Raw genomic sequence first — 26330 nt, 5'->3', positions numbered from 1 at the left:
AAGCTACCAAGAGTTTTCGGAGTTGGACTGTGTTTCGAAACTAGAAGCAACCGCGTAGCTCATAAGATTTCATTGCCAAGAACTAAAGCCAAAGAGCATTCAAACGCTCATGATAGAAGAGTTTCAAGCTTTCTTAAGCTAATCCTGAAACCAATGTTTATTAAGGCTCCCGCAATTTCGATAAGTCTATAAAAATACTGTCCCGATTTTCAAGCACACTTTAGGAAAGGATCTTTGCCTCCGTGACTACTTTCCCTGGTTCACCCAAACTATTTAAAGGGGCTATCGTTGCAGTTGCTCCAACCACCAATACGATCCTTAGCACGATCGCATTTCAATATAACCCTGAAACCCTGTCTCGTTCCCTCCAACCCCAAACTGCGGGGGAGGCGCAAGGAAGCCGCTCTGAAGCATTGAGACTAGAAGGCGCACCTGCTGAAAGCATCAAACTCGACATTGAGCTAGATGCCACTGATCAATTAGAACAAGCCCAGAATACTCAAGATGTCGCCGTGGAATTTGGGGTCTATCCCCAACTCTCTGCCCTAGAAACCTTGATCTATCCCACAAGTGCAGAAGTGGAATCCAACATGAGCATGGCGGATCGGGGGATGCTGGAGATTGTGCCTATGGAAGCGCCCATGACTTTGCTAGTTTGGGGAAGCAAACGGGTGCTACCCGTGCGATTAACCGAATTTAGCATCACCGAAGAAGCCTACGATGTGAACCTCAACCCGATTCGGGCAAAAGTATCACTGGGATTGCGCGTCTTGAACTATGGCGACTTGCCCTGGGGACAGCGCGGTGCTCGATTGTTCCTGGCACACCACAAGGCGAAAGAACGCATGGCGCAGAAAGGTAGTATTAGCAATCCAGCCGCAATTACAGGTGTGGATATTGCAGCACGCCTCCGTTAAATTTGCAATTGCTAAAGCGAGGTTCGTGATGTTTGAACATACTAGCCGCTACTACAATTTAGAAACGCGAGAATACATCACTCCAGATGGGCGCAAAGTCGCCTACAAACTGCGTCGGTTTCTGCCCCAGGGACAAACACTGCCACTTCTTCAGGAAGTCACCATCATTGAGGGCGATCGCCTCGACTTAATCACCTTTGGCACCTTGGGCGATCCGTTGCATTTCTGGCAGGTCTGTGATGCCAACAACACCATGAACCCAGAAGACCTCACTGCTGAAATTGGTCAACTGATTCGCATTCCCACCCCTCAAGTGTGAGGACTGAACGATGCCGGGAATTAATCTAACGCTACTCATTGGTGAAAATGTTCCTCGACCTGCACCGCGATCGCTCGTAGAAGCGCTCAAAAGCGTGGAAGTCACCCAAAGCGACGAGGGACGTTCTGGCTTTCAAATCGTCTTTCAGTTAGGGCGAGCCAATCGCAACGACATGAAAGACTATCAACTCTTAAAAGATCCCCTGCTCAAGGTCTTCAATCGGGTAATTCTGATTGTCACGATCGGAGCAACTGCTCAGGTCTTGATGGACGGTGTGATCACGAACCATCAGTTTTCGCCCAGCACTGAACCTGGCAACTCCACCTTTGCTATTACGGGCGAAGATGTCAGCGTGATCATGGATCTGGAGAAAAAATCGGTCGAGCATCCGGCTCAGGATGAAGCCACGATCGCGCACATGGTGATTTCGCAGCCACAATACGCCAAGTATGGCTTGGTACCGAACGTCATTAGCCCCCAATTCAAAGACCGTCCCACTAGCAATGAGCGGATTCCCTCTCAGCAGGTCACTGATCTGGAATACCTCAAAGCGATCGCAGCCCGATTTTCTCATGTCTTCTATGTTATCCCCGGCCCTACATCGGGCACCAACACCGCCTACTGGGGTCCACCGCAGCGTAGGACGCAACCCCAACCCGCTTTAACCGTCAATATGGGAACCTTCACCAACATTACTGCCATCAACTTTCAAAATAATGCGATGTCGGCGACCGAGGTGAAAGGCAAAGTTCAAGACCGCCGCACCAATCAAGTCCAGTCCGTGTCGGAAACCACCAGCGATCGTCCTGCCCTCTCCGCTCAACCTGCCCTCACCCAACAGACCCACCGCCGCACAGAGCGCTTTCGGGAAACCGGACGAGACACCACCCAAGCTGCCGCACGGGCACAGGCAACTACCGATCGATCAGTAGACAATGTTGTGACCGTGACGGGCGACTTGAACGCGACCTCCTACGGTGGCATCTTGCAGGTTCGAGGTGTTGTGACCCTGCGGGGTGTTGGCTTTAACTATGACGGACTGTACTACGTCAAAAGCGTCACGCACAAAATCAGCAAAGGAGACTACAAACAGAGTTTTACGATTACCCGCGAAGGACTCGGCAGCACCGTATAGCAAGGATTGAAGAGATGCAGCAATTTTTTGGGAAGTACCGGGGCAAAGTTACTGTCGATCGAGACCCGCTCAATCTCGGTCGGGTGCAGGTGAACGTTGCCTCGGTTTTTGAAGAAGGCAAACAAAGCTGGGCAATGCCCTGCACACCCTACGCGGGAAAAGGAATCGGACTATTCACCATTCCTCCGGTGGGGAGTAATGTGTGGGTCGAGTTTGAGGGGGGTGATCCGGACTATCCGATTTGGAGCGGCTGTTTCTGGGGCAACGGAGAACTCCCGGATGAGGCCAAGGCGCAGTCACGGGAGGAAACGATTGTGTTTAAAGCGTTTGCCAGCGGAGGGAAAGGCATCACGATTACCATGAGTGCGAAAGGCATGACGATCGAAGCCGACCCCCTTGGAGCTAAGCAACCGCTCAAGCTCGTGTTTAATTCCTCTGGAATTGAGATTTCCGCAGGGGCATTTGGAACGATTAAAGCTGCACCTACGAGCGTCAAAATCAATGACACAGCGCTGGAGGTGACCTGATGGGCAGCAACGTCTTTCATGTGAGCGCGATCGCAACTTGTCCCCATCAATCGGGGCTAATTTCAACGATCGTCAGCAGTCCCCGCGTCAAAGTCAGTAGCCAACCTGTTGCTACCTTAAAGGATCAATATCTCGTTGCGGGGTGTGTGTTTACAGTCGGACCCAAACCGCAACCCTGTGTCAAAGTGCAATGGCTAGTGCCTGCCACCCGCGTCAAAGTGAACGGTAGTCCGGTGATTCTGCAAAACAGCGTAGGGCTTTGCAAGAGTGTAGAGGAAATTCCTCAGGGTCCGCCCAACATTAAAGTAACGCAACAACGGGTTAAGGGAGTGTAGCGATGCAAATTAACTATCCCTTTTACATTGATGGACGTGGACGATCGGCAGAGGTGGATTATGATCCCCACATTCGCCAGATGATTGAGCAAGTGTTGTTTACAGAACCGGGACAACGGGTGAATCGTCCTGATTTTGGGAGTGGGCTACAACAACTGATCTTTGCGCCGAATGCAACTGAATTAGCTGCTGCTGTGCAATTGCTTGTTCAAGGTGCGATCGAACAATGGTTAGGAGATCTGATTTTGCTAGAAGCGGTAGATGTAGAGCGCATTGACTCCCGCTTAGAAGTGACCGTTCTGTACATTGTTCGACAAAATCAACAGCGGCAAATGGCAAAGTATAGCAAAGAGGTGCCCTAAGATGCCGACTCAGTACCGTTGTAAAAACGAGCGGCGACGGCAAGCAGTCCGCAGCCAACCGGATAATGGACAGCCGATGCTGAATGGGATTGACTATCTAGAAGTGCTAACAGATCAAAAAACGCTGGTTGTATATTTGCTGCGATCGCTGGCAGATGTGGGTGTTGAGTTAAGCGAAGACAATATTCAGATCTTAGGAGGATCGCGGATTCAGAACTTATCTGTGGAGTCGGTGACTGCAAATACGAATGTTTTGACGGTGCGTACCAATCAAGTCGGAGACTATTCCAAGTACACACTGCGGCTGGTGCGCTCTGCGTTTACCTCTGACGATGATCCAGACCCGCCCGATGGATTTGATTCGCAACTGACTCAAGTCTCCTTCTCGTTCTGGGTTGAGAAGCTAAGCCAATTTGACTGCAAAACATCAGATCCGCTCCCAGATGCTGAACTACCGCCGCCTGCGATCGATTACCTGGCGAAAGATTACGCCAGTTTTCGGCAACTGATGCTCGATCGCTTGTCAGAAACCATGCCGAAGTGGAAGGAGCGGAATCCGTCTGACATTGGCGTGATGTTGGTGGAACTATTAGCTTATACAGGCGACTATCTCAGCTACTATCAGGATGCTGTCGCTACAGAAGCCTATCTAGGAACCGCCCGCAAACGGGTCTCTATTCGTCGCCATGCTCGTCTGTTGGACTATCTCATCCACGATGGGTGCAATGCTCGTGCTTGGATTGTGATAGAGTTCAATCCACCCAGCGAGAATCTAGAAGGAATAACGCTTCTAGGTCCTTCGGTTGAGAAAAACCGTCCGGGTGTAAAGCTTCTGACGCGCTCCATCTTCCGTAATGGAATTCTCAGCAGCGAAAAGTTGCAGGATGCGCTCAATGCGGGAGCGCAGGTCTTTGAGACCTTGCATGATATTACGCTGTATTCCTGTTTGAATACGCTTAAGTTTTATACCTGGGAAGATGAGCAATGTAGTCTCCCGCAAGGAGCCACTCAAGCAACGCTGGAAGTGAGCAATCCAAATCTACAAAAGTTGCTTAAACGGGGTAGCGTGTTGGTGTTTGAAGAGGTGAAAGGATCTAAATCGGGTTCTCCGATCGACCTCGATCGAAGCCATCGCCATGTCGTCCGGTTAACGAGGGTTACAGCGACCACCGATCGGCTAACGAATACAAGCATTTTGAACATTCGCTGGGGTGCGGAGGATGCCCTGCCGTTTGACTTACAAATCTCGAACGTAGATGATCAAGGGAATCCGATTCTCGATATCAGTGTAGCGCGGGGCAATGTTGTTCTGGTCGATGCAGGCTGTACGATTCCTAAAGCTCAAGCAAATCCCCTACCGGAAGAGCTTTGGAAAGCTCCAGGTTGGAGTCGCCTGAAGCCGCGCCCCTGCTTGCAGGAAGCACCGTTGACGCAACAGGGCTATGTTTATACTCAGCAAAACCAGTGGGTACTGTTCGATCCAGAGAAGCCTGCGAGTGCTGCGATGCAGTGGGAATTGCGGGATGCTCGTCCTGCGATCGCAGTGTGGGAAACTCGTCCGCCTTCTGGCATCAACGAAGCCGGACTGCGCTGGGAGGCACAACGGGATTTATTAGTTAGCGATCGATTTGCGCGGCATTTTGTCGTCGAAATCGAGGAGGATGGACGGGTATATCTGCGCTTTGGGGATGACGCATTAGGCAAGAAACCTACGACAGAGATGCGCTTGTATGCGACTTATCGCGTGGGCAATGGCAGCACTGGCAATGTTGGTGCAGGAGCGATCGCCAATCTCCTGATCGTGCCGGAAAATCTAACTGACGATCAACGGTTCGCCTTTTCTGCCTTCCGACCCACCATCGACCTAGACGAAACTCCAATCGTTGCACCACACAATCCGCTCCCTGCACAAGGCGGGGTCGATCCAGAGCCGATCGAACAGATTCGGCAATATGCTCCCCAAGCGTTTCGGGTGCAGCGACGAGCAGTGACAGCAGCAGACTATGCCGATCGCGCGAAACAATTTCCGGGGGTGCAAAATGCGATCGCGGATCGTCGCTGGACGGGTAGTTGGCACACGATTTTTATTACGGTCGATCGGGATGGGGGACAATCGATCGATGAGGAGTTCAAGCAAAAGCTATTGGCGTTTTTAGAGGAGTTTCGCCTTGCTGGGCATGACATTGAGATTGAAAATCCTCGCTTTGTGGCGCTTGATATTGCAATGGCAGTGGAGGTGAAGGAGGGGTACTTCCGGAGTGCGATCCAGAAAGCCTTGATCGATGCGTTTAGTAAGCAAATCTTGGTGAACAAACAGAAGGGCTTTTTCCATCCCGATCGCTTCAGCTTTGGTGATCCGGTCTACCTGAGTCAAGTGATTGCGACGGCGATCGCGGTCGAGGGTGTTAAGTCGGTGAATGTAACCCGATTTAAGCGCTGGGTGGAATCCGAAGAACAGGGCAGACGCTCTTTAGAACTAGGAAAAATTGCCTTTGATTTACTAGAGATTGCTCGCTTGGACAATGATCCAAGCTCTCCTGAAAACGGCAGGATTGAGTTTCAACTGGAGGGCGGACTATGAACAAACCCCGAACCCCTGAAAATCGTGCAGGATTGCCGCAACTTGCATATCGAATTACGGACTATACTTCATCTCGCAAGCGACTGGTCGAGTTGTTGCGCGATAGTTTGCGACAAGGCGATCAGCCAGGTCCATTGTTCAAGTTAACCACACGCGGTAGCGATGATACTGCGATCGCGCTCCTAGATGCCTGGTCAGTGCTTGCAGATGTGTTGACGTTTTATCAAGAACGGATTGCAAATGAAGGGTATTTGCGGACAGCAACGGAACGACGATCGGTGTTGGAACTGGCTCGAACGATCGGCTATGAGCTAAATCCTGGTGTTGCTGCGAGTACCTATTTTGCTTTTACGCTGGAGGATGCTCCCGGTTCGCCTGATGTTACGCCCGTTCCCAAGGGAACACAGATTGTCAGTATTCCAGAGGAAGATGAATTACCGCAGACGTTTGAAACGAGTGAAGATTTTCTCGCGCGTGTAGAGTGGAATAATCTCAAGCCTCGTGCAAGTCGTCCGCAACAGATTAACAGTACAACACGACAACTTTATATCAAAGGGATTAATACACTCCTTCAACCCGGTGATCTTATTCTGCTCATTGATGACGTACCCAATGGTAGCCAGCATCTCTTACGCTTGAAAAGTGTAGGAGTGAATGCTCAGCAAGATTACACGATGGTGCATTGGGAGGTGAGTTATCCAGGAGCTGACAAGCTCTTACAAAATCCCCAACTTTTTGCTTTTCGTCAAACTGCTGCTCCCTATGGTCACAACGCTCCTGGCACTGTCGAAGTCGTTATGGAATCTAACGAAATTAAGAAAATAGAATGGCAGAAAATTCAAGATTGGCTGAATCCTAAACTTCAGCCTGAAAATGCAGCAGATCAAATTGATCTCGACGCACTTTACCCAAAAATTCTAGAGAAGCAGTGGATTGCATTATTTGATGATCAAAACTCTAATAGTCCCAAAATTGACAAAATCAAAAGTGTATCTTCTGAATCTAAGGTTGATAATTTACTCCTAATTGAAAAGAGCCAACTTGCTCAAACACGCCAAATTACCCGTGTTACGCTAAACTCCGCAATTGATCGTAGTAAGTTTGATATTCGAAGAACAATAGTTTTAGCTCAAAGCGAATCCCTAGAACTAGTACAGGAACCATTGACTGTTGGCGATCGCCAGATGGATATCTTCCAAGATCCGATTCGGAACAACACGGTTTTTCTAAATGAATTTGTCCAAAAACGGTATCGCAATCAAACTCTAATCGTGAGTGGTCAACATCCACGCGCCCTGTTAAATGAGATTGGTGGTGTTGCTGTTCTAAGTAAAAACGATAAGGCGTATTCCGTAGAAAGAAAAACGAAGGGTTTAACGAATACACAAGTACGATCGCTTGCATTCTACAGTAAGGGTCTCCTAGCAGGCACGACAGAAGGACTCTTTCGATCTAACGATAATGGAGAACTCTGGGAACCGATCGTTGAGTGGGAATCGGCTAGCGAAAATATAGAAACCAAAGACATTCAGGCATTACGATCTCATAATTCTTCTATCTTTGTAGGGACAGCTAGCGGTCTGTTTGCGTCTAAGGATGGCGGTAAAAGCTGGGAGACAAAAGTCGGGTTAAGCTACACCGATATCCGGGTGATTTATTCGGATCTAAATCGCCAACTTCTAGTCGGCACCCTCAATGGTGGACTATTCCGCTCTGTTGATGACGGGAAAAACTGGAGAGCAACAGGACTCAACAACACAGATGTCCACTCCCTCACCCGTTATCCAAAAAACAATTCCACCTTAACCTTTGCTGGCACTATACAAGATGGCATCTTCCGTTGCACGGACTCAGAATTCCTGATTTGGCAACAAATCACAGACATCAGACAAGCAACTGGCACGATTACGACCGAGGGCACGAGCGCCACAGGTCAAGGCACAACTTTCAGCACTCAATTGCAACCAGGAGATGTCATCAATGCAGCAGAGCAAAGCAGAACAGTGCTTGAAATCACTTCTGAATTTGATTCAGAGAGAAAACTAAAGCTCGATCGACTGATTCTTGATCGTCCCTTCCGTCCTGACCTAACCACAAGCACCACTTTTACGATTAATACGGGTCTCACCAACCGCAACATCACCACGCTAGAAAGTAACGATCACTATGTTTTTGCTGGAACGGCGGGCAGCGGAGTCTTTCGTTCAAGTCCTGAAGAAACGCGGACAGTCGGTGATCGCTGGACTGCCATCAACACTGGATTGACCGATTTAGAGATTCGCTGCCTCGCGATCGATGGTGATGTCCTTTGGGCTGGCACGTCTAAAGATGGATTGTTCCGCTCCACAAACAATGGAGAGTCCTGGGAAGCCGTCAAGCCTAATGTAACCAACTTAGATATACGAGCCATCTTGCCCGCTCCTCCAAGGCAAACTAGCGCTGCCCTCCCCAACTCAGAACACCACCTTCTAGTAGGTGGAATTGGCATCTTGCAGCCTCCCGAAGGTTCCTATCCCAAACCTGTTCAACGGGGGGACATCCTCGAAGTTCTAGAGCCACCTGCTCCAATTCTAACTCAGGAGAACGCTCTACTGTGGAAGTTGATGGATAAGGACGGATTTCAGGGTGATTTCACAATGACCGAAGCTCTCGTCAGCACAGTTATGTTACTTCCTGCTTTAACCGATAGCGCGAGGGTGAGTGAAATCGCCATAATTGAGAACCCACCCACCGGGCAACAACGCCCTATCTTGACGCTCCAACAGTCCTTGAGATACGCTTACGATCCGGTCACTGTTCGGATCTATGCAAATGTTGTACTCGGTACACATGGTGCAACGATCGGGGAAGTTTTAGGCAGTGGCGATGGGCATCAGCCGAACCAGCGATTCGTCCTGAAAAAGCCCCCGCTCACCTATGTTCCTGCATCCAACGCAAGAGGATCAGATAGCACTTTAGCCGTCCGAGTCAATGGCGTACTCTGGAAGGAAGCTGCTTCGCTCTATCCGCTCAAACCGACTGACCAACACTACATTGTTCGGATTGAGGATGATGGAACGACCCAGATCACGTTTGGAGATGGCACGAAAGGCGCACGGCTTCCCAGTGGCATGGAGAATATCACAGCGCTCTATCGAACGGGCATCGGGCTAGAAGGCAACTTAAAAGCTGATCAACTGAGTTTACTCAAAACCCGTCCGCTCGGTGTTTCGGAGGTGACAAATCCGTTACCTGCTACAGGCGGTGCACCACCGGAATCGATGAGCGAAGCAAAGTCCAACGCACCCGCAACTGTGCGAACTCTCGATCGCATTGTTTCCATTCGCGATTTTGAAGACTTTGCCCAAGGCTTTTCGGGCATTGGCAAAGCCCAAGCGTTACCCCTGTGGAATGGCGAAACTCAACAGGTTCATATTACCGTTGCAGGGGTTCAAGGCAGTGAGGTTGTAAAAGATTCAAATCTCTACACAAAGCTCGTCGAAGCGATCGACAATGCCAGAGATCCCATTCAACAAGTTCAGGTTGACTCTTATGAACGACTTCTATTCAATCTAGAAGCCCGTTTATTGCTCGATTTACGCTATGAAGCCAAAGTCGTCGCCACAGCGATTCGACAAACGCTGACCCATTTCTTTGCCTTTGAGAAACGCAAATTTGGGCAAGCCGTCACTGCCTCAGAAGTGATTGGCGCGATCCAATCGGTTGAGGGCGTGATTGCTGTTGATTTAGATGCGCTCTATCAAGTGGGGCGTAGTAAAGCACTGGCGCGATCGCTCCCTGCCCTACTCGCTCGCTATGATGCCCAGACCCGAATGATTTACCCTGCTCAACTCTGGCGCTTAAATCCAGAGGGCACTCAACTCACTATTGTCTCGACGTTGTAAGGGGAAGAAGCTATGAATCAAACTTCACGCGATCGTCTCTATCGACTTCTCCCCGCCATCTATCAAATTCGAGATGCGGCAGAGGGAGAACCCTTAAAAGCACTGCTGGCAGTCATTGAGCAGGAAGTCTTTGCGATCGAGGAAGATATTGACGCTCTCTATGACAACTGGTTTATTGAAACCTGTGTTGAATGGGCAATTCCCTATATGGGCGATCTATTGGACGTGCGAACACTCTACGCCAGTTCTTTCCCCACGAATTCGCTGGTACAAGCCGACCAGAACGATCGACCACTCGATACCCGCCCCTACGGACAACAAGAGCGACGAGCCTATGTCGCCAATACGTTAGCTTATCGTCGCCGGAAAGGTACGACCCCGGTTCTAGAACAGTTAGTGCGGGATGTGACCGGATGGAGAGCAAGAGTGATTGAATTTTCGCGGTTGTTAGCCACAACTCAAAATCTCAATCATCAGCGAATGAACAGTGCCACGATCGACCTACGTAACTCAAGTGCGATCGCACAGATTGGAACACCCTTTGAGCAATTTGCGGCTTACACAACCGAAGTCCGTCGAGCAAGCCAAGGGGGGGAATACGGTATCCCCAACATCGGCATCTTTGTTTGGCGACTCCAGAGCTATCCAATCCAACGAGGAACTGCCCGTGCTGTTGCGGAACGGTGCTTCACTTTCGATCCTTTGGGCGGTAGTATCCCTCTGTTCAACCAACCCCAGACAGCTACTGATGTCACTCAGCAAGCTCAGGAAATTAATCTACCCGCGCCATTACGATCCAATCTCCTAGCCCGTGAACTCAAGCAACGGGGACAGTTGCGAACTCACGGAAAACTATTACCTTTGCCGCGCTACTTTAATGATAGTAGTCCGGTACTACAAATCTTTATCAATGGGCAGCCTAACCCGATCCCACCTGAAGAAATTTTGATTTGCGAGGTAGATTCTCAGCAAGTCCCTAATGTTGATTTTGAGCAAGATCAAGACGATGTTACCGTTCCGACCAAAGTCGTTGCAGTAGATCCAGAACGCGGACTGATTGCATTTCTAGCAGATGCCGTACCCGATCAGGTCGAGGTGAACTATCTCTACGGATTTAGTGATGACCTAGGCGGTGGCTCCTATAGTCGCGGCGCTAACAAAGCGGATTTACTGAAGTCACCGCAATACTCTATCGAGAATGAACTAGAACTTCCCTGGATCGACCCGCTCTACTGTGAGGTGGAGCAGATTGCTTCTGCCGATGATAATCCTCTAGAGACTGCAATTCAGACTTGGAATCAAACCACTGCCGCTTGGCAGGGAATCCGCGATCGCGTTCATGTTCCCCTTGCTCAAATCAGCATTCCTCCGGTACAAGTCAGCCAAGTCCGAACTAGTATGCTAGACATTCTGCCCCGCTTTAAGCCTGGAGTTGTAGAAGGACTGGAAGTTCTGCCGGGTTTTTGTCCAACCCAAGTTTTCGTTACACCAGGATTAGCGATCGATTATCAAGGGCGATGCCTGAGAGTTTGGCAACTCGAAACCATTGACTTGAATCAGCTTGCATCTCCCGATCAGAGTGGAACATTAGTGCTGGTAATCTGCTACCGCGCTGCTCCAGAGGGAGTCAATTATCAGTTTGCGTTAGTGCCTGAAACCGCGATCGCAGATACGGGTTATTCTGAAGGCACATTGATTGCGATCGCACGCCTAACAATTCCAGGTGAGAATGCTCACTGTAGCAATCAACCAGACTTGAGCGTTCGGAATGACTCGTTCCGATCGGGTATTGCTCAGGGATTGGATATCAAAGTGCGCCCCGGAACCTTGGAAGCGGTGATGACTCCAGGAACAGCCGTCAATCCACAGGGCAACGTTTTTATCAATACTACTCCGCAACTCCTCGATCTAGCAGCTTACCAAGGCGTTCTGGTTCATTTAGTTGTTCGTTCTATGGGTTCAGGCTGGCAACTTGAGTATCTCTTGTCGGAGACAGAAATAGATTCCAATCGCGATACCCGCATTGCCAAGCTAGAAGTTCCCAAAGTTAAGGTTGTGGTAGATCAAAGCTTCGTGAGCGATCTAGAGATCAATGGGCTGACTGTGACTTCAATGGGGTCTAGTATTGCGATCGCGGCTGGAACAATCAAAGATCGAGGTATCAAGCTCGAATACGCCTATCGATTTGATCTGAGTAACTATGCAGCGCAAAAATTAGTTTTGTTCATTTCCAGCCAGAAAGACCAGGGATTGCCAATTCAGCCGATCGATCCTCCAGCGAAGCAGGACTGGCAGCAATTGGGAATAGTCCCTCAAGAGCCTGATTCAGACAATTCTGGAATCCTTTTAATTAAAGACAGTCTGACCTATACAGGCGACTTAGAAATCGCGATTCCTCAAGGAAAAAAACTGAAGATGATTGCAGCCGATGGGTGTCGTCCTCATCTTGCTGGTCATGTTTGGGTACAGGGAACGGCTCCTGCGATCGCGCCCAATCCAGGTATGTTAATTCTGGAAGGATTGCTGATTGAAGGGCAACTCACCGTCCTGCCAGGATATCTAAAGCGGTTGCAAGTCATTCACTCGACGATCGTTCCAGGACAAGGAGGACTACAGGTTCCAACACCACAAGCGGATCGCTCTTCTGATTGTTGTCTCTTTGATCTAGAAGATCCGTTAGCTCCCATTGCATCGATCATGACAGTGCTGGCATTTGCTCAAGATGCCTGGGCTGCTACTTCTAAGCTCGATCGAAACCCTGAGCGTTATTTAGGGCAAGTCACTCAATTAGTCACGCAGCAGATCAATCGTCTCGTCACCGAAATTTGGCAAACGCTTTTCCCTCAGATTGCAGAGGTCGATTTAGACTGGGATGCTCCATCTGACGAAGAACCTGATCCGCAAGACAATTCCCGTCTGGAAATCAACCTCTATCACAGCATTTGTGGTGCGATTACGTTAACCGATACAGTTCCGAAACTGAGCATTGAAGATAGCATTGTGGATAGTTGTGCTGAAGACACGGGCAAATTTGCTATTGCTGCACCTGGAACCGACACAGAAATCTTCACCTCGACCATTCTGGGAATGACAACGGTGCGGAGTCTAGAAGCCAGCAATAGTTTATTTACCCAGAAAGTCGCAGTGCAATTGCATCAGACGGGCTGTATGCGCTTCTCTCATGTCCCAGTGGGATCGCAGACCCCGCCTCGCTATCAATGTCAACCAGACAAGGCATTTCAGGAAGCGCTAGACCCCATTCCTGATGCAATTACCTCTCTTGCGAGTCATGCTTCCGCTCTCTTTGTTGCAAGTGCAGGCGGAGGCGTTTTCCGATCGCTCACTCACGGCGACCTCTGGGAGAAGACCCAACCTTTAGAAAACTCCTATGTTGCTGCTCTGTTCGCTGATTCCTCTCAGCTTGTTCTGGCAGGAACAACCGCAGGACAGCTTTTTCGATTGGTGAACAATGGCAACACTTGGGAATCCCTAAAGCTTTCCGGAGCCACGGCAACGATTACTGTGTTACGCCAACAGCAATGGAAGTTTGAAGGAACATTAATGGGCGATGGTTCACAGCTAGAGATCAATCAACGGATTCCGATGGGAAAATTTCAAGCCGGGGATTTCATTAAGAGAGAAAACGGTGAAACCCGCAAGATTGTCACCGTTGAGGCATCGATTGAGAAAACTCGCCTCACGTTAGATACTCCCATCACTCCTTTACCTGCTGCTGTGATCGCATTTCACCTTGAGACTTTGATTGCCGCGACTGCCGGAGACGGCGTTTTCAGAGGCAATGCCACGGGCGAGAACTGGAGCACCATGAGTAGCAATCTAACGAACCTAGATGTCCGTTCTCTCGTCGTCAACTCAGCCGGGCAGATCTTTGCTGGAACTGCGGGAGACGGTGTGTTTGAATGGATTACCGACAACACTGAGGACTACCCCAAAGAACAATGGGTTCCCTTGAATCAAGGTTTAAAGAATTACAACATTTCAGCCTTAGTCATTGATTCAAGTGAAACAATATTGGCTGGGACAGCAGGCGGAGGAGTATTTCGCTTGTCTCCACAGCTAGAACTGATACGGGAACAGTGGGTTCCAGTTCACCACGGTCTCTCTAGTTTTGATATCACCGCTTTATTGGTTTGTGAAGTCAGCGCAACAGTTGAAAGTGAGCAGGAGGTGATCAATGGTCAGAATACATTCTTTATCAATGGTCAGAATACATTCTTTCGGGAAGAAGGATTGCAACCCGGAGAACCCTTTACCCTGAGTGGGCGATCGCAACTCATTCAATCGATAGAATCCAACATTGCTCTAACGCTTCAAGCGGAATTTTCTCCTGCTTTGCCGCCTGGAACCCCCTACAAACCCTATTCTCTTCTGATTGCTGCAACCGCAGATGGTAAGCTTTTTCGATCTGTGACAAGGGGCGATCAGTGGCAACCGCTCAGTTTAGATCTCGAAGGGTTAGCAATTACAGCCCTAGCAGTCGATCAAAACAATGGGCACTTATTTGCTGGAACTGCTGCGGGAGGTGTTTATCGTTCGATCGATGAAGGAGAATCCTGGCAATCTATCAATACAGAACTGCTCAACGTGATCGAAAAGCTCGTGCTAATCGAGCAACTGCAACCCACCTTTACGTCTACTCGTTATGGTGATCCAGGCTATGCTCAACTCAATCAAAACTGCGCGATCGAGATCCGAACGGGGGCAGAAGACGGAGCAGAAATAGGAGTATTTAACAATTTGAAGCAACCGCAACGGCAGGCAAACTTGCAAGCCAACCTAGAAGAGTATTTGCGATTTGGATTAGAAGCAGGAATTGTATATATCACTTGAGGAGAGTGGGATGAAAGGCGATTTCACCCGATTGACGTTTCGACGTGATAAACACTACACCAGTGTTCGGATGCAGCAAGGTCGCCTGCAACTCGACTCTGACTGGAATGAGCAGGCAGATATTCAGGCGCACTTGTATCGCACACAAGTGCTGGACTTGATTGGAGCAGCAAGCGGTGCCCCCACTAGTGAGAACGATCAGCGAGAAAAAACCGATAAAGCATATAAAGAAAGCTTCAAAATCAGTGTGACGAGCGATGGCAAAGATCTGATCATTGCTCCGGGCCGCTTCTACGTCAACGGGACGCTTTGCCAACTCGAAGCAACGCCAATTCAGTATAGTCTTTCTCCTTCTTCTCCCTCGGAGCGGGTTAAAGTTGATAGCCTGATGGTGGATGGGCGTAAGTTTGAAGAAGGTCAATGGGTCAAGGTTCAGGACGGAACAATCCTGCAAATTCAACCAGAGATTAACCCCCAAACCTTAGAACTTCCGTTAAGCGCGAAGATTAGTCAAAAGGGACAGTTAACTCGAATTGTCACCTATAAGACTCAGGTAGACTATCCGGAGCCTGAATTTAAGGATGCGATTAAGGAACCAATCCCAGATGGACTTTACCTTGTCTATCTCGATGTTTGGCAACGTCACGTTACCGTTGTCGAAGATCCAGGATTGCGAGAAGTTGCCTTAAACATTCCCGATACCACAACTCGCACACAAACGGTTTGGCAGGTCAAACTGAGAAAATTTGATCGATCGCTGATTCAAGACTGCTCTTTGTCAAAGGAAGAGGAAACAGCACTGCTGAAGAGTTTTAACGCGCTGATTGAAGGATTCTCTGACAGGCTTAAGACCTTTAAGGCAACGATCGTCGGAAAGCTTCCTGATAAAACTGATCAGATCGATACACTCACTACAGAGATGGAGTCTGCTACACTCGATAGCATTAACAATTTAACTCAACAGTTTACTCAACTCATCACTTCACTTTCAGAGACTGAGAAGACGGAGTTAACTCAGGAATTTCAGCAAATCCTTGAATTGCTGAAAGCCGATCCCAAAACATACAATGCTAATATTCAAGCCTTAATTCAACGAATCAAAAAGCAGTTTCTTGGCAAAGACAGCAGGCGACAAGTTTCTATGAATGCTTGTGCCAAACTCTGTCCTGCATCGGGTGGAACGACCTCCAGTGATAGCGGCTATCGCCGATTAGAGAATCAGCTCTATCGCGTTGAGATCCACGATCCCGGTAAGGTGGGCGAAGATCCATCTAGCCAGAAAGCGACTTTCAAATGGTCTCGCAACAACGGCAGCATTGTGAGCCTGATTGAGGACAACGATCGCTTTGAGAAAGGCATTATTGTGATTCGCAAATCTGCACAAGATGCCTGGGCAGCAGCGAAATCGGGACAATGGATTGAGATTCTGAATGAAGAACGAGAGCTAAAAGGTCAACCCGGACAATTAGCCCGCCTAAACCGAGTTTCTGGCAACAAAATCGAATTTGATGTTGCAAGCTTAGTCGGTGATGCAATTCCCAATTCAACTAAAGTGAGGTTGTGGGATCACATGACCAAGGACGCCACTATTCTCACCCGCAGTGAGTGGGCTGAATTGGAAGCGGGCATCAAAGTGAAATTTTACCCAGACTCCAACTATAAAACGGGTGACTATTGGGTGATTCCCGCAAGAGCCGCAACGAATGATATCGAATGGGCAAATGATCAGACAGAAGACTTGAATAAGCGTCAGCCTTTACCGCAAGCTGCTCTGGGCATTGAACACGACTATGCGCTTCTAGCCGTGGTCGCAGCCGCAGATGGAGAGTTCGTTCCACCCCAGGACGAAGCACAGGATAAGCAACAAGACCAACGGTTTGTCTTTCCTGCGCTAGCTTATACGTTTGATACTAGAGACGGAGTGATCCAAGGCGATTTAGAAGTTAAAGGAACACTCACTGCGACTAAACTCAAGATACCCGACAAGCTCTCAGCGCTCACCTTTCAGGGAAGTGCTTTTCAGATCGCCAAGAATCCAACAACGGAAACACCTGAACCTTTTGGCATCATTCAACTTAACAATACAGATATTGAATTTAAAGCAGAACCTACTAAAAACGCTAACTTTCAATTTACGGGGGGAAATGTTGCGATCGCTCAAAACCTCCAAGTGAGTGGAACGGCAACGATTGCGAAAAAGACAACGACAGAATCCTTACAAGTTACCAAGGATGCTCAAATTGACGAAGATATAACCGTTGCCAAAAAGACGACCACGGAATCTCTGCAAGTTACCAAGGATGCTCGAATTGACGAAGATATAACCGTTGCCAAAAAAACGACTACGGAATCGCTTCAAGTCTCTAAAGATGCCACTGTCCAAGATATTCAGATTGGTAACGATGCCACGATCGCGAAAAAGACAACCACAGAATCCCTGCAAGTGAATAAATCGGCAGTCGTCGCCGAAAATGCTGAGATTAAAGGAAATATCACGATCGCCAAAAAAACGAAGACAGAAGAACTTCAAGTGACCACCAACGCAACGGTCACTCAAAAGACAACCACGGAATCCCTTCAAGTCAATGGGACCGCAACCGTTGGCAATCTAGAAATCCTGGGCACTCCTACCACGCCTGCCTTAAAAGTCACTGGAGATGCAACGGTCACTAAAACCTTGACCACAGATCTTCTGAGGGTCAACACCGATCTCACCTTGGGTAAATCTGTCACAGGCGGGACTTTGAGGATCTTAGGAAACACAACTTCTCCAGCTTTGCTAGAGGTGAATGGAGAGGTTCGAGCAGACCAATTCGTAGCAAAAAATCTAGCCACCGACAGTATTGGTGCTAAAACGGTTCTCATCCAGAAATCAATCACATCGGGAACCTATCACCAGATTTCATCCCGGACGCTCAAGGAAGATATTACAACGCTCAACAGCCAGGATACTGCAACGCTGCTCCAGGCTCTCAGCCCGGTTCGATTTATCTATACCGAGGACGCCAACAAGTCTCTGCATCTTGGATTTATTGCAGAAGACACGCCAAATGTCTTCACTTCTGCGGACAAGCAAGCCGTCAAATTAATGGATATCGTTGCCGTTCTGACGCAAGCTGTCAAAGACCAACAGCGTGAACTAAAAGACCAACAGCGTGAACTAGAACATTTACGAGAAAAGATCAGCGCCTTAGAAGCGCAGGAGAACGATCGTCGAGCCACAGTTGGTGCAGCACACAACGCCGAAGCGATCGCAACCCCTGCCCTCGCGATTTCCCATAGTTTGCACCGATCTCGCCACCGCAAACCATGGTTCCAAACTCTCAAACGCTTTATTCGCCGCCTACTGACTTGAATGTAGAGACTTTATTCATCAATGGTGACTTATCGGAGAACAAGAAATGCCTAACATCAATGTCGGCTTAAGTATTCAGGTTGAAGGAGGACCCCAGGTTCCCGTTGCTCCGATCAAAATTCCGATCGAAGCCTACGACAAGATCGAGGTTAGTGTTGCATCCGGTGCAGAGGTTTCAGTGGAAATCCAACCCGGTGATAAAGGCGTGAGCTTCTTGTTGATCAAATCCAGTCTGTACACCCCACCCGATGCCGCAGATGGGAAAAAGCTGACCTATGAACCGGATGGCAAGCCTGTTACCAATCTGAGTACGCCTCAACTCTATTCGGGAGCAGAAACGATCGCAACTCTCCTCGGCGCTGTTAAGACCATCAAATTCTCAAACAACCTAGAGGAGAATGCAAAAAAAGAACCAGCCGTAATTGAAATTTTAGTGGGGCGAGATGCCACACCATAAAGGTTCAGATCAGAATCGTTTCAATGCTTCTGTTTGTGTCAGGGTCTTACTTTATTTGTCATCAATCTGTCCTAGAAGGAGAAGGTTATTATGCCCGTGCCCCTTACTTATCCAGGTGTTTATATTGAGGAAATTCCAAGTGGCGTTCGCACCATTACGGGCGTTGCAACTTCCATCACCGCCTTCATCGGTCGTGCGCTTAAAGGACGTATTGATGAACCAATCCGGGTGCAAAGTTTTGGAGAGTTTGAGCGCCAGTTTGGTGGATTGTGGCTCAAAGGCACAATGAGCTATGCAGTTCAGCACTTCTTCCAAAATGGTGGGCAAGATGCCCTGATTGTGCGAGTAGATAATGGTGGCGAAGTTTCTAAGGTCAACTTGGGAGGGCTGATTTTGGAAGCCTCCAGTCCAGGAGCATGGGGCAAAAACTTACGCGCCAAGATCGATCACAATACCAGCAATCCGGATGATCCAACCCTGTTCAACTTGATGATTGAAGAACTGGAGACACGGGGAACCAACAAAGTAGTTGCGACTGAAACGCTACGCAATCTTTCCACAGATCTGGATGCCCGTCGCTTTTATAAAACCGTAATTGCGCAGGAGGCTGTTTTAGTCAACGCAGCAGACAGCTCTAATCTTGAAGAACGCCCTACTGCCATTTCTGATTTTGAGGCTTTTAGCGAAGAGGGCAATGACGGCAATGAGATTACGGATAGTCAAATCGCTAGTGAATCATTGCGACGTGACCGAAAAGGGCTATACGCCCTTGAGAAAACAGATTTATTTAACTTGTTGTGTATTCCACCTCTGACTCGTGCACTAGATGTGACCCCTGATGTGACCTTGGCAGCTGCTGTCAAATATTGTCAAGATAAACGCGCTTTATTAATTGTGGATCCTCCCTCTGGCTGGAAAACCATTTCGCAAGCAGTGGCTGGGATGAATCAGCTACGCTCGGACTTAGGCGGTGAAGCCCTTGCCCGCAATGCCGCAGTCTTTTTTCCCCGCCTCAAGATGGCGGATCCGCTTCAGGAGAATCGCACTCAAGAATTTGCGCCTTGTGGCGCGATCGCAGGCATTTTTACCCGCACAGATGTCAATCGGGGTGTTTGGAAAGCTCCGGCTGGCACTGAAGCAGGTCTTTTGGGAGTGCGTGAACTAGGGTACAAGATGACAGATGGTGAAAATGGTCAGTTAAATCCCCTAGGACTCAATTGCATTCGTTCCTTCCCAACCTATGGAAATGTGGTTTGGGGGTCCAGAACCGCTGCGGGAGCAGATCGTCTGGCTTCAGAATGGAAGTATGTGCCCGTGCGACGGATGGCACTGTTCCTGGAAGAAAGTCTGTACCGGGGCACACAATGGGTTGTATTTGAACCGAATGATGAGCCGCTATGGGCACAGATTCGCTTGAACATTGGGGCATTTATGAATAACCTGTTCCGGCAGGGAGCCTTTCAGGGCAAAACGCCACGGGAAGCCTATCTAGTGAAATGTGACAAGGAAACCACTACCCAGAATGATATCAATCTAGGTATTGTCAACATTGTGGTCGGATTTGCTCCATTGAAACCAGCAGAGTTTGTGATTATCAAACTGCAACAGTTAGCGGGTCAAATTGAAGTCTAAAGGAGGTAATCATGGCTCAGTTTAGTGTCAATGCTCAACGGTTTGATCCGTACAAGAATTTCAAGTTTCGGGTCAAATGGGATGGTAAATATGTCGCAGGTGTTAGCAAAGTCGGTGCTCTCAAGCGTAGTACCGAAGTCGTCAACCATCGAGAAGGTGGAGATGCTAGCAGCCAACGTCATTCGCCCGGTCAAACCAAGTATGAGCCGATTATGCTAGAGCGCGGTGTCACCCATGACAAAGAATTTGAACAATGGGCAAATAAAGTTTGGAACTATGGGTCTGGCTTGGGCGCAGAAGTCTCGCTCAAGGATTTTCGCAAAGATATCATCATTGAGGTAATGAACGAGGCAGGACAGACCGCGATCTCATACAAAGTCTACCGTTGTTGGGTCTCGGAATTTACAGCACTTCCTGAGCTCGATGCCAATGCCAACGCCGTTGCCATTCAAAGTATCCAACTACAAAACGAAGGCTGGGAACGCGACTATGATGTTACCGAACCCACTGAACCGTCCTTCCTAGAACCCACCTAGATTTTGCGATGCGTCCTCTCTCTTCAGATCAGATTATTCGCATCTGGGAACGGGGGCAGCGCCAGCACCCGGTCGATCGAGCGTTGTCTCTCCTGGCGATTGCTTTTCCCGATGCTGCGATCGGCGATCTCGCTCGTCTCACAGTCGGACAGCGAGATGTACTGCTATTGACGTTACGGGAAATCACGTTTGGCAAGACGCTCAATTGTTTTGCCGAATGTCCTCACTGTAGCGAAGCACTGGAATTTTCGCTCTCCGTCGATCAGATTCGACTGGTTGATCTCAGTGAATCACGCGAAGTGGACTATGGGTTTGACATTGCTGGCTTTGAAGGACGATTTCGATTGCCCAATAGCTTTGATATGGCTGCGATCGTCAGTGATCGTACCGTTGAGAAAGCAACCGCATCATTGCTCGATCGCTGTTTGCTCCAAGCTACGCACAACGGCACTGAGGTTTCGCACCAGGAACTGCCACCTCAGGTCGTGGCTCAACTGGCAGCACAAATGGCAGAACTCGATCCACAAGCCGAAACTTTGCTCGACCTCTGTTGTCCTGCGTGTGAGTATGACTGGCAAATCCTGTTGGATATTGTGAGTTTCTTCTGGACAGAACTATCGGCACAAGCCAAGCGTCTCTTGTTAGAAGTGCATCAACTCGCCCGTCACTACAGTTGGCAAGAAGCTGACATCCTCGCAATGAGTGCAACGCGGCGCAATCTTTATTTGGAGTTGCTCGGCTCATGACCCATTTTCTCACCCGCCTAGCCCAACGCACTTTAGGACTTGCTCCCGTAGTTCAACCTCGGCTGGTATCTCGCTATGCACCTGTAGATGAAGTCATACTGGACGCAACTCCTACTCTATCTACTCCCTCTCAACGTGCGATCGAGGAATTGCAGGTTCGCCAAACTAGTCTAGAGGTCAATTTAGAAATCAACAATTTAATAAACCATCAAATCAATAATTCAACAAACTCTCAAATCAGCAACTCGCCTTCGTTGAATCTAACAGAATCCCCTATCACTGATTCATCTTACGTTCCACAGAATGATTCAACGCCTCCAACTACGCCCGTTCAATCCACTGCTGCTCCTGCCTATCCCGTTGTCAATCAAGCTCCGCTTTTACCGCAGCAACCTGTAGTAGTGCAGGAGACGATCGCTCCACTGAATGAACGCCTCGATCCGCCGCAGTTCAGCCCGAATTCCAGCTTGGTAGAGCCTTCTACTGATGTCTCCCCTCAAGCCGTCAAACCCTCCGAACAGCTTTCTCAAGTTCGCGCTGCCCAACGTCCTTTAGTTCCTCCCACCCTTGTCGATCTATCTTCCCCGCCCTCGGAGACAACCATAGAACGGGAAACCACGATCGCAGTGCCACTAGTGAATTTGCAAGCGCCAACACTGACAGAACTCACTGCTCCTCCAGCTTCCGTGAGACATCTTACTGCGTCGCTGCCTCAACCGAGCCAGCCCTCCGAGGACACGGTGATTGAAGTGCGGATTGGGCGGATTGAAGTCCGAAGCACACCCGCCTCGATCGCCAAACCACGGACTAAATCAACTTCAACCACGCCCGCCTTATCCCTGAGTGACTATCTTAATCAGCGGGATGGAGGCAAATAATGAGTAATGAATTGGCAGTCGCAGCCGTCACCGCAACCTTACGGCAACTCTTGATTCAAGGACTGCAAAGACTCCCCGACGATCGTCCACTTCCCAATGATCGAGTCACAGCCAACCCCCCGGATATTGTCTTTGGAGGTGGAAATCCTGCAACAGATCGCGTCAACCTATTCCTCTATCAGATCTTGCCCAACGCCGCTTGGCGCAATCGCGATATTTCTACTCAACTTCGATCAGGAGAAACTGGACAACAGCCGCTTGCACTCACACTGCATTACCTTATGAGTACGAGTGGAGCAGGGGATGATGACATTGACGGTCATCGCTGGTTAGGCAGAGCCATGAGTATCCTGCACGATAATGCGGTGCTAGACCGAGAAGCCATTAGAACTGCACTTCCCCGAAACGATCTGCATGAACAAGTCGAACGAGTGCGAATCACACCGCTCTCCCTATCTGTCGAGGATCTCACGAAGCTATGGACAACGTTTACCACACCCTATCGGCTCTCAGTAGCCTATGAAGTCTCGGTCATTCTAATTGAGAGCGCTCGTCCCGCCCGTACACCTCTGCCTGTCCTCGATCGCAGACTGACCGCTCAGCCCAATTTGCTTTCTCCATTCCCAACCTTGACGGATATCGAAACTCCCAACCCTCAAGGGGTTGCGCGTGCTGGCGATGGTAGCGTAAATTCTGGCGATCTCATCCTCCTCAAGGGCTATCACCTTGACCCAGAGCCAGGTGAAACGCCGGAAATCCGACTTCAGCATCCCCGACGCAAAACCCCACTACAACCGCCTAATTTGGGCGAGTTCTCCAGCAACCAACTCACGTTCCGTCTGCCGGACAATCCTGATCCTGCGGTTCTTGCACCTCAACCGTTGGAAGATCCTAACCAATGGTTAGTTGGAGTTTACAGCGTCACTGTAGTGATCAGTCGAGTGCGTCAATTTCCAGACGGTTCGAGCAATCGTGAAACTCGGTTAACCAATGAGATAGCACTTGCGATCGCACCTCGCATCATCGCTCTCAATTACAATCCGTTGACTCGAAGATTAACAGTGACTTGCACTCCGCGAATTCTGCCAGAACAACGGACTTTACTTCTGATTGGCGATACCCAGGTTGGCAGAGACGAGCTTACAGTGCCAAACAATACACTGGAATTTACCCTTCCTGCGACCGTGCTTGCCGGGGATTATTTTGTCCGCCTGCGGGTTGATGGCATCGATAGTTTGCTCGTGCGTGGAACACCGCCAAAATTAGAATTTGATCCAACTCAAAAGGTAACGGTGTCATGAGTAACCTGGAGCAATGGCAAGTTGACAATGATCAGTATTTGTCAGCCGCACTACACTGGCTCCGGTTGCGCCTGACCAACCTCACAGAGACTGCTTCTGATAAAGGACTTCTAGCTAGTCCATCGGCTGTGTCACCCCATAAATTGCAGCAGGCAGAACAGGCGTTAGCAACCGCTGCTCAAATGCAACCGCCGCCTGCTCTGATGATCTTGAGCGAACGATTTGGGCTATCCCCATTTGAGCAAAACATCCTTCTTCTTTGCATTGCTCCAGAACTCGATACGCATATTCCATCGCTCTGCGCTCAAGCGCAGGATCATGCCAACTGGACATATCCCACGTTTGCTCTAGCGCTCACTTGTTTTGAACAGCCGACTTGGGATGCTTTGTCGCCTGAACGTCCACTGCGCTATTGGCGACTGCTTGAGATTCAACAATCCAGCACTCAACCTTTGACCACCAGTGCATTGCGAGTCGATGAACGGATTGTGAACTATATTAAAGGATTGAACTATCTCGACGATCGCCTAACGTCTTTTCTAATGCCGCTAGAGAGTCCTCCGCGATCGCTTGAGTTACCGCGATCGCAACAAGCAACCCTAGAAACCGTAATTGATGTACTGGAACAATCCGATTGGGAAACTTCGATCGTGCAGTTGGTCGGTTCCGATTCCCCTAGTAAACAACTGATCGCTCAACAGATTGCCACACTCCTAAAAACAAACCTATACCGATTGCCGATAGAACTATTACCCACTCAAGCAAACGAACTCGAAACCCTCGCTCGACTGTGGCATCGAGAAACGTTGTTGTTGCCGATCGCGTTGTATTTAGATGCCCACGATCGCGCGGATACTCCTTCAGATGGCGCAATGCAGCCCCTACATCGGTTCCTGCTTCGCAGTGGTGGATTGATTTTTATCAGCAGTCGGGAAGCGCAACCAGGTCTGACTCGCAGTGATCACACGATCGATATCCAAAAACCCACGCCCCCAGAACAGTATCAACTCTGGACAGAGGCATTGGGAAACACTGCTAATCATCTCCCAGGTTTGCTATCGAGCCAGTTTGATCTAAACGCAGTGGCAATTCCTGCGATCGCACAATCCGCACTAGCCTCTAAGACTTCTGATGACTCGTTTTGCGACCAAATCTGGCAAAAATGTCTCACCTACACGCGCCCCAGGTTAGACACGCTGGCTCGACGACTCGATCCAAAAGCAACTTGGGAAACGCTAGTCTTACCCGACGAAGAACTTAACTTATTACATCAGATTGTCGAGCAAGTCCGGCATCGCAGCACGGTCTATCAACAATGGGGTTTTCAGGAGCGAATGAACCGAGGACTTGGGATCAGCGCATTGTTTTCTGGCGAAAGTGGAACAGGTAAAACGATGGCAGCAGAAGTGCTTGCAAACGATTTACAACTGAATCTATATCGCATTGACCTTTCTGCGGTGGTGAGTAAATACATTGGCGAAACCGAGAAGAATTTGCGGCGACTTTTTGATGCCGCAGAAGATGGTGGAACGATTCTATTTTTTGATGAAGCAGATGCGCTGTTTGGTAAACGCAGTGAGGTAAAAGATTCCCACGATCGCTATGCCAACATTGAAATCAACTATCTCCTCCAGCGCATCGAGTCCTATAGCGGACTTGCCATTCTTGCTACTAATCTGAAGAACGCATTAGATCAAGCATTTATGCGGCGACTGCGATTTGTTATCAATTTTCCATTTCCTGGGGTGAAGGAGCGCAGTCTGATTTGGCAAAAAGCGTTTCCTCCCCAAGTACCGCTACAAGATTTAGATTTCAACCGTTTAGCCAAACTGAATCTGACGGGCGGCAGCATCCATAATGTAGTTTTAACGGCAGCATTTCTAGCAGCTCATGCAGGTACACCTGTGGCAATGCCGATCGTTCTGAGTGCCGCTCGCACCGAATTCCGCAAACTCGATCGTCCAATCAACGAAGCAGAATTTCGCTGGATCTCTCCCACAGGAGTTACCCGATGAAGCTTCAACTGCTGATTGATCGCATCATTCTGGAAGGGAAATCTCTTCCCCCTAGCCAACGTCGCCGTTTGTATGCGGATATCGAAGCGGAACTGACTGCTTTGCTAACTATGAACGGCATTCCCAATCGTTTGCAGTCTGCTGGAACACTAGCTAATCTATCTATTGAACTGGATGGTATTTCAGAACTGCCCGGTACTAGGATAGGGCAAGCGATCGCCCATGCAATTTACAGAGAACTAAACCGTTAACGGTTATCTGACTCTAACGCATACATCATGTATTTAAGGCGATATGCGACGAGTGGATTAAGAAAAGCTAAGAACGAGGTTTCTATCTTTAAAATCAACAACAGCTGAAAATAGATCCGTCGATTCGGGGGCTAACTAGGGCGTGTCATCAATTGAGCCAGATGACCGAAGCTGCGAGATAGATTGCACCTAAGAAGTTGATCGCTCGGTTGTCATACCGACTGGCAATGGCACGATACTGCTTGAGC

18 protein-coding genes and 1 pseudogene are annotated in these 26330 nt (G+C 49.1%); 18 read left to right on the top strand and 1 reads right to left on the bottom strand.

The genetic code is table 11. The features are described from left to right. Window positions 1–242: 242 nt before the first annotated feature. The 18 genes from NC980_RS22360 (at window position 243) to NC980_RS22275 (ending at window position 26082) form a co-directional block, all read left to right on the top strand. The gene (locus NC980_RS22360) at window positions 243–917 is read left to right on the top strand and encodes a hypothetical protein (RefSeq protein ID WP_190377620.1); all 675 of its coding nucleotides are present in this window, start codon (window positions 243–245) and stop codon (window positions 915–917) included. Window positions 918–945: 28 nt separating this feature from the next. Further along, window positions 946–1236 carry a hypothetical protein gene (locus tag NC980_RS22355; RefSeq protein ID WP_190377619.1) on the top strand — a complete coding sequence of 97 codons (291 nt, stop codon included), beginning with the start codon at window positions 946–948 and terminating at the stop codon, window positions 1234–1236. Window positions 1237–1246: 10 nt separating this feature from the next. Continuing rightward, complete coding sequence (locus tag NC980_RS22350) at window positions 1247–2371, top strand: hypothetical protein (protein WP_190377618.1); 1125 nt, start codon at window positions 1247–1249, stop codon at window positions 2369–2371. A gap of 14 nt (window positions 2372–2385) precedes the next feature. Further along, window positions 2386–2898 (top strand): phage baseplate assembly protein V, encoded by a 513-nt coding sequence (locus NC980_RS22345; RefSeq protein WP_190377617.1) that lies wholly within the window; start codon window positions 2386–2388, stop codon window positions 2896–2898. Then, the gene (locus tag NC980_RS22340; protein WP_190377616.1) at window positions 2898–3233 is read left to right on the top strand and encodes a hypothetical protein; all 336 of its coding nucleotides are present in this window, start codon (window positions 2898–2900) and stop codon (window positions 3231–3233) included. Before NC980_RS22345 ends, NC980_RS22340 begins: the two co-directional genes overlap by 1 nt. A 2-nt stretch (window positions 3234–3235) precedes the next feature. Continuing rightward, window positions 3236–3595, top strand: coding sequence for a GPW/gp25 family protein (locus tag NC980_RS22335; protein ID WP_190377615.1), 360 nt, complete (start codon window positions 3236–3238; stop codon window positions 3593–3595). Window position 3596: 1 nt separating this feature from the next. Beyond that, window positions 3597–6176 carry a baseplate J/gp47 family protein gene (locus NC980_RS22330; protein WP_190377614.1) on the top strand — a complete coding sequence of 860 codons (2580 nt, stop codon included), beginning with the start codon at window positions 3597–3599 and terminating at the stop codon, window positions 6174–6176. Continuing rightward, window positions 6173–10060, top strand: a complete 3888-nt coding sequence (locus NC980_RS22325) for a putative baseplate assembly protein (RefSeq protein ID WP_190377613.1) — start codon at window positions 6173–6175, stop codon at window positions 10058–10060. The genes NC980_RS22330 and NC980_RS22325 overlap by 4 nt, the downstream gene beginning before the upstream one ends. 12 nt (window positions 10061–10072) lie before the next feature. Continuing rightward, window positions 10073–14911, top strand: a complete 4839-nt coding sequence (locus NC980_RS22320) for a hypothetical protein (RefSeq protein ID WP_190377612.1) — start codon at window positions 10073–10075, stop codon at window positions 14909–14911. Between the two features lie 10 nt (window positions 14912–14921). Next, window positions 14922–18266, top strand: a complete 3345-nt coding sequence (locus NC980_RS22315) for a DUF6519 domain-containing protein (RefSeq protein ID WP_190377611.1) — start codon at window positions 14922–14924, stop codon at window positions 18264–18266. Between the two features lie 46 nt (window positions 18267–18312). Next, on the top strand, window positions 18313–18723 hold the full coding sequence (locus tag NC980_RS22310) for a hypothetical protein (RefSeq protein WP_190377610.1): 411 nt from the start codon (window positions 18313–18315) through the stop codon (window positions 18721–18723). A 90-nt stretch (window positions 18724–18813) separates the two neighbouring features. Then, a complete protein-coding gene (locus NC980_RS22305) occupies window positions 18814–20355 on the top strand; it encodes a phage tail sheath C-terminal domain-containing protein (RefSeq protein WP_190377609.1) in 1542 nt (513 codons plus the stop codon). Between the two features lie 11 nt (window positions 20356–20366). Next, entirely contained in the window at window positions 20367–20891 is a 525-nt protein-coding gene (locus NC980_RS22300; protein WP_190377608.1) for a phage tail protein, read from the top strand. An 8-nt stretch (window positions 20892–20899) separates the two neighbouring features. Continuing rightward, the gene (locus NC980_RS22295) at window positions 20900–21637 is read left to right on the top strand and encodes a phage baseplate protein (RefSeq protein ID WP_190377607.1); all 738 of its coding nucleotides are present in this window, start codon (window positions 20900–20902) and stop codon (window positions 21635–21637) included. Then, window positions 21634–22515: a hypothetical protein gene (locus tag NC980_RS22290; protein ID WP_190377606.1), complete on the top strand. Its 882-nt coding sequence runs from the start codon at window positions 21634–21636 to the stop codon at window positions 22513–22515. Before NC980_RS22295 ends, NC980_RS22290 begins: the two co-directional genes overlap by 4 nt. After that, complete coding sequence (locus tag NC980_RS22285; RefSeq protein ID WP_190377605.1) at window positions 22515–23816, top strand: DUF4255 domain-containing protein; 1302 nt, start codon at window positions 22515–22517, stop codon at window positions 23814–23816. Before NC980_RS22290 ends, NC980_RS22285 begins: the two co-directional genes overlap by 1 nt. Next, on the top strand, window positions 23813–25831 hold the full coding sequence (locus NC980_RS22280) for an ATP-binding protein (protein ID WP_190377604.1): 2019 nt from the start codon (window positions 23813–23815) through the stop codon (window positions 25829–25831). Before NC980_RS22285 ends, NC980_RS22280 begins: the two co-directional genes overlap by 4 nt. Further along, window positions 25828–26082 carry a hypothetical protein gene (locus NC980_RS22275; RefSeq protein ID WP_190377603.1) on the top strand — a complete coding sequence of 85 codons (255 nt, stop codon included), beginning with the start codon at window positions 25828–25830 and terminating at the stop codon, window positions 26080–26082. The genes NC980_RS22280 and NC980_RS22275 overlap by 4 nt, the downstream gene beginning before the upstream one ends. Window positions 26083–26230: 148 nt before the next feature. Here NC980_RS22275 and NC980_RS22270 read toward each other — a convergent pair. Further along, window positions 26231–26330, bottom strand: a pseudogene (locus NC980_RS22270) (IS5/IS1182 family transposase); the annotation flags it as partial.

It is taken from the genome of Leptolyngbya sp. AS-A5 (assembly GCF_039962495.1).
Lineage (GTDB): Bacteria > Cyanobacteriota > Cyanobacteriia > Leptolyngbyales > Leptolyngbyaceae > Leptolyngbya.
The sequence above is the reverse complement of the archived record's forward strand: the minus strand, read 5'-3'. Positions and strand labels throughout refer to the sequence as shown.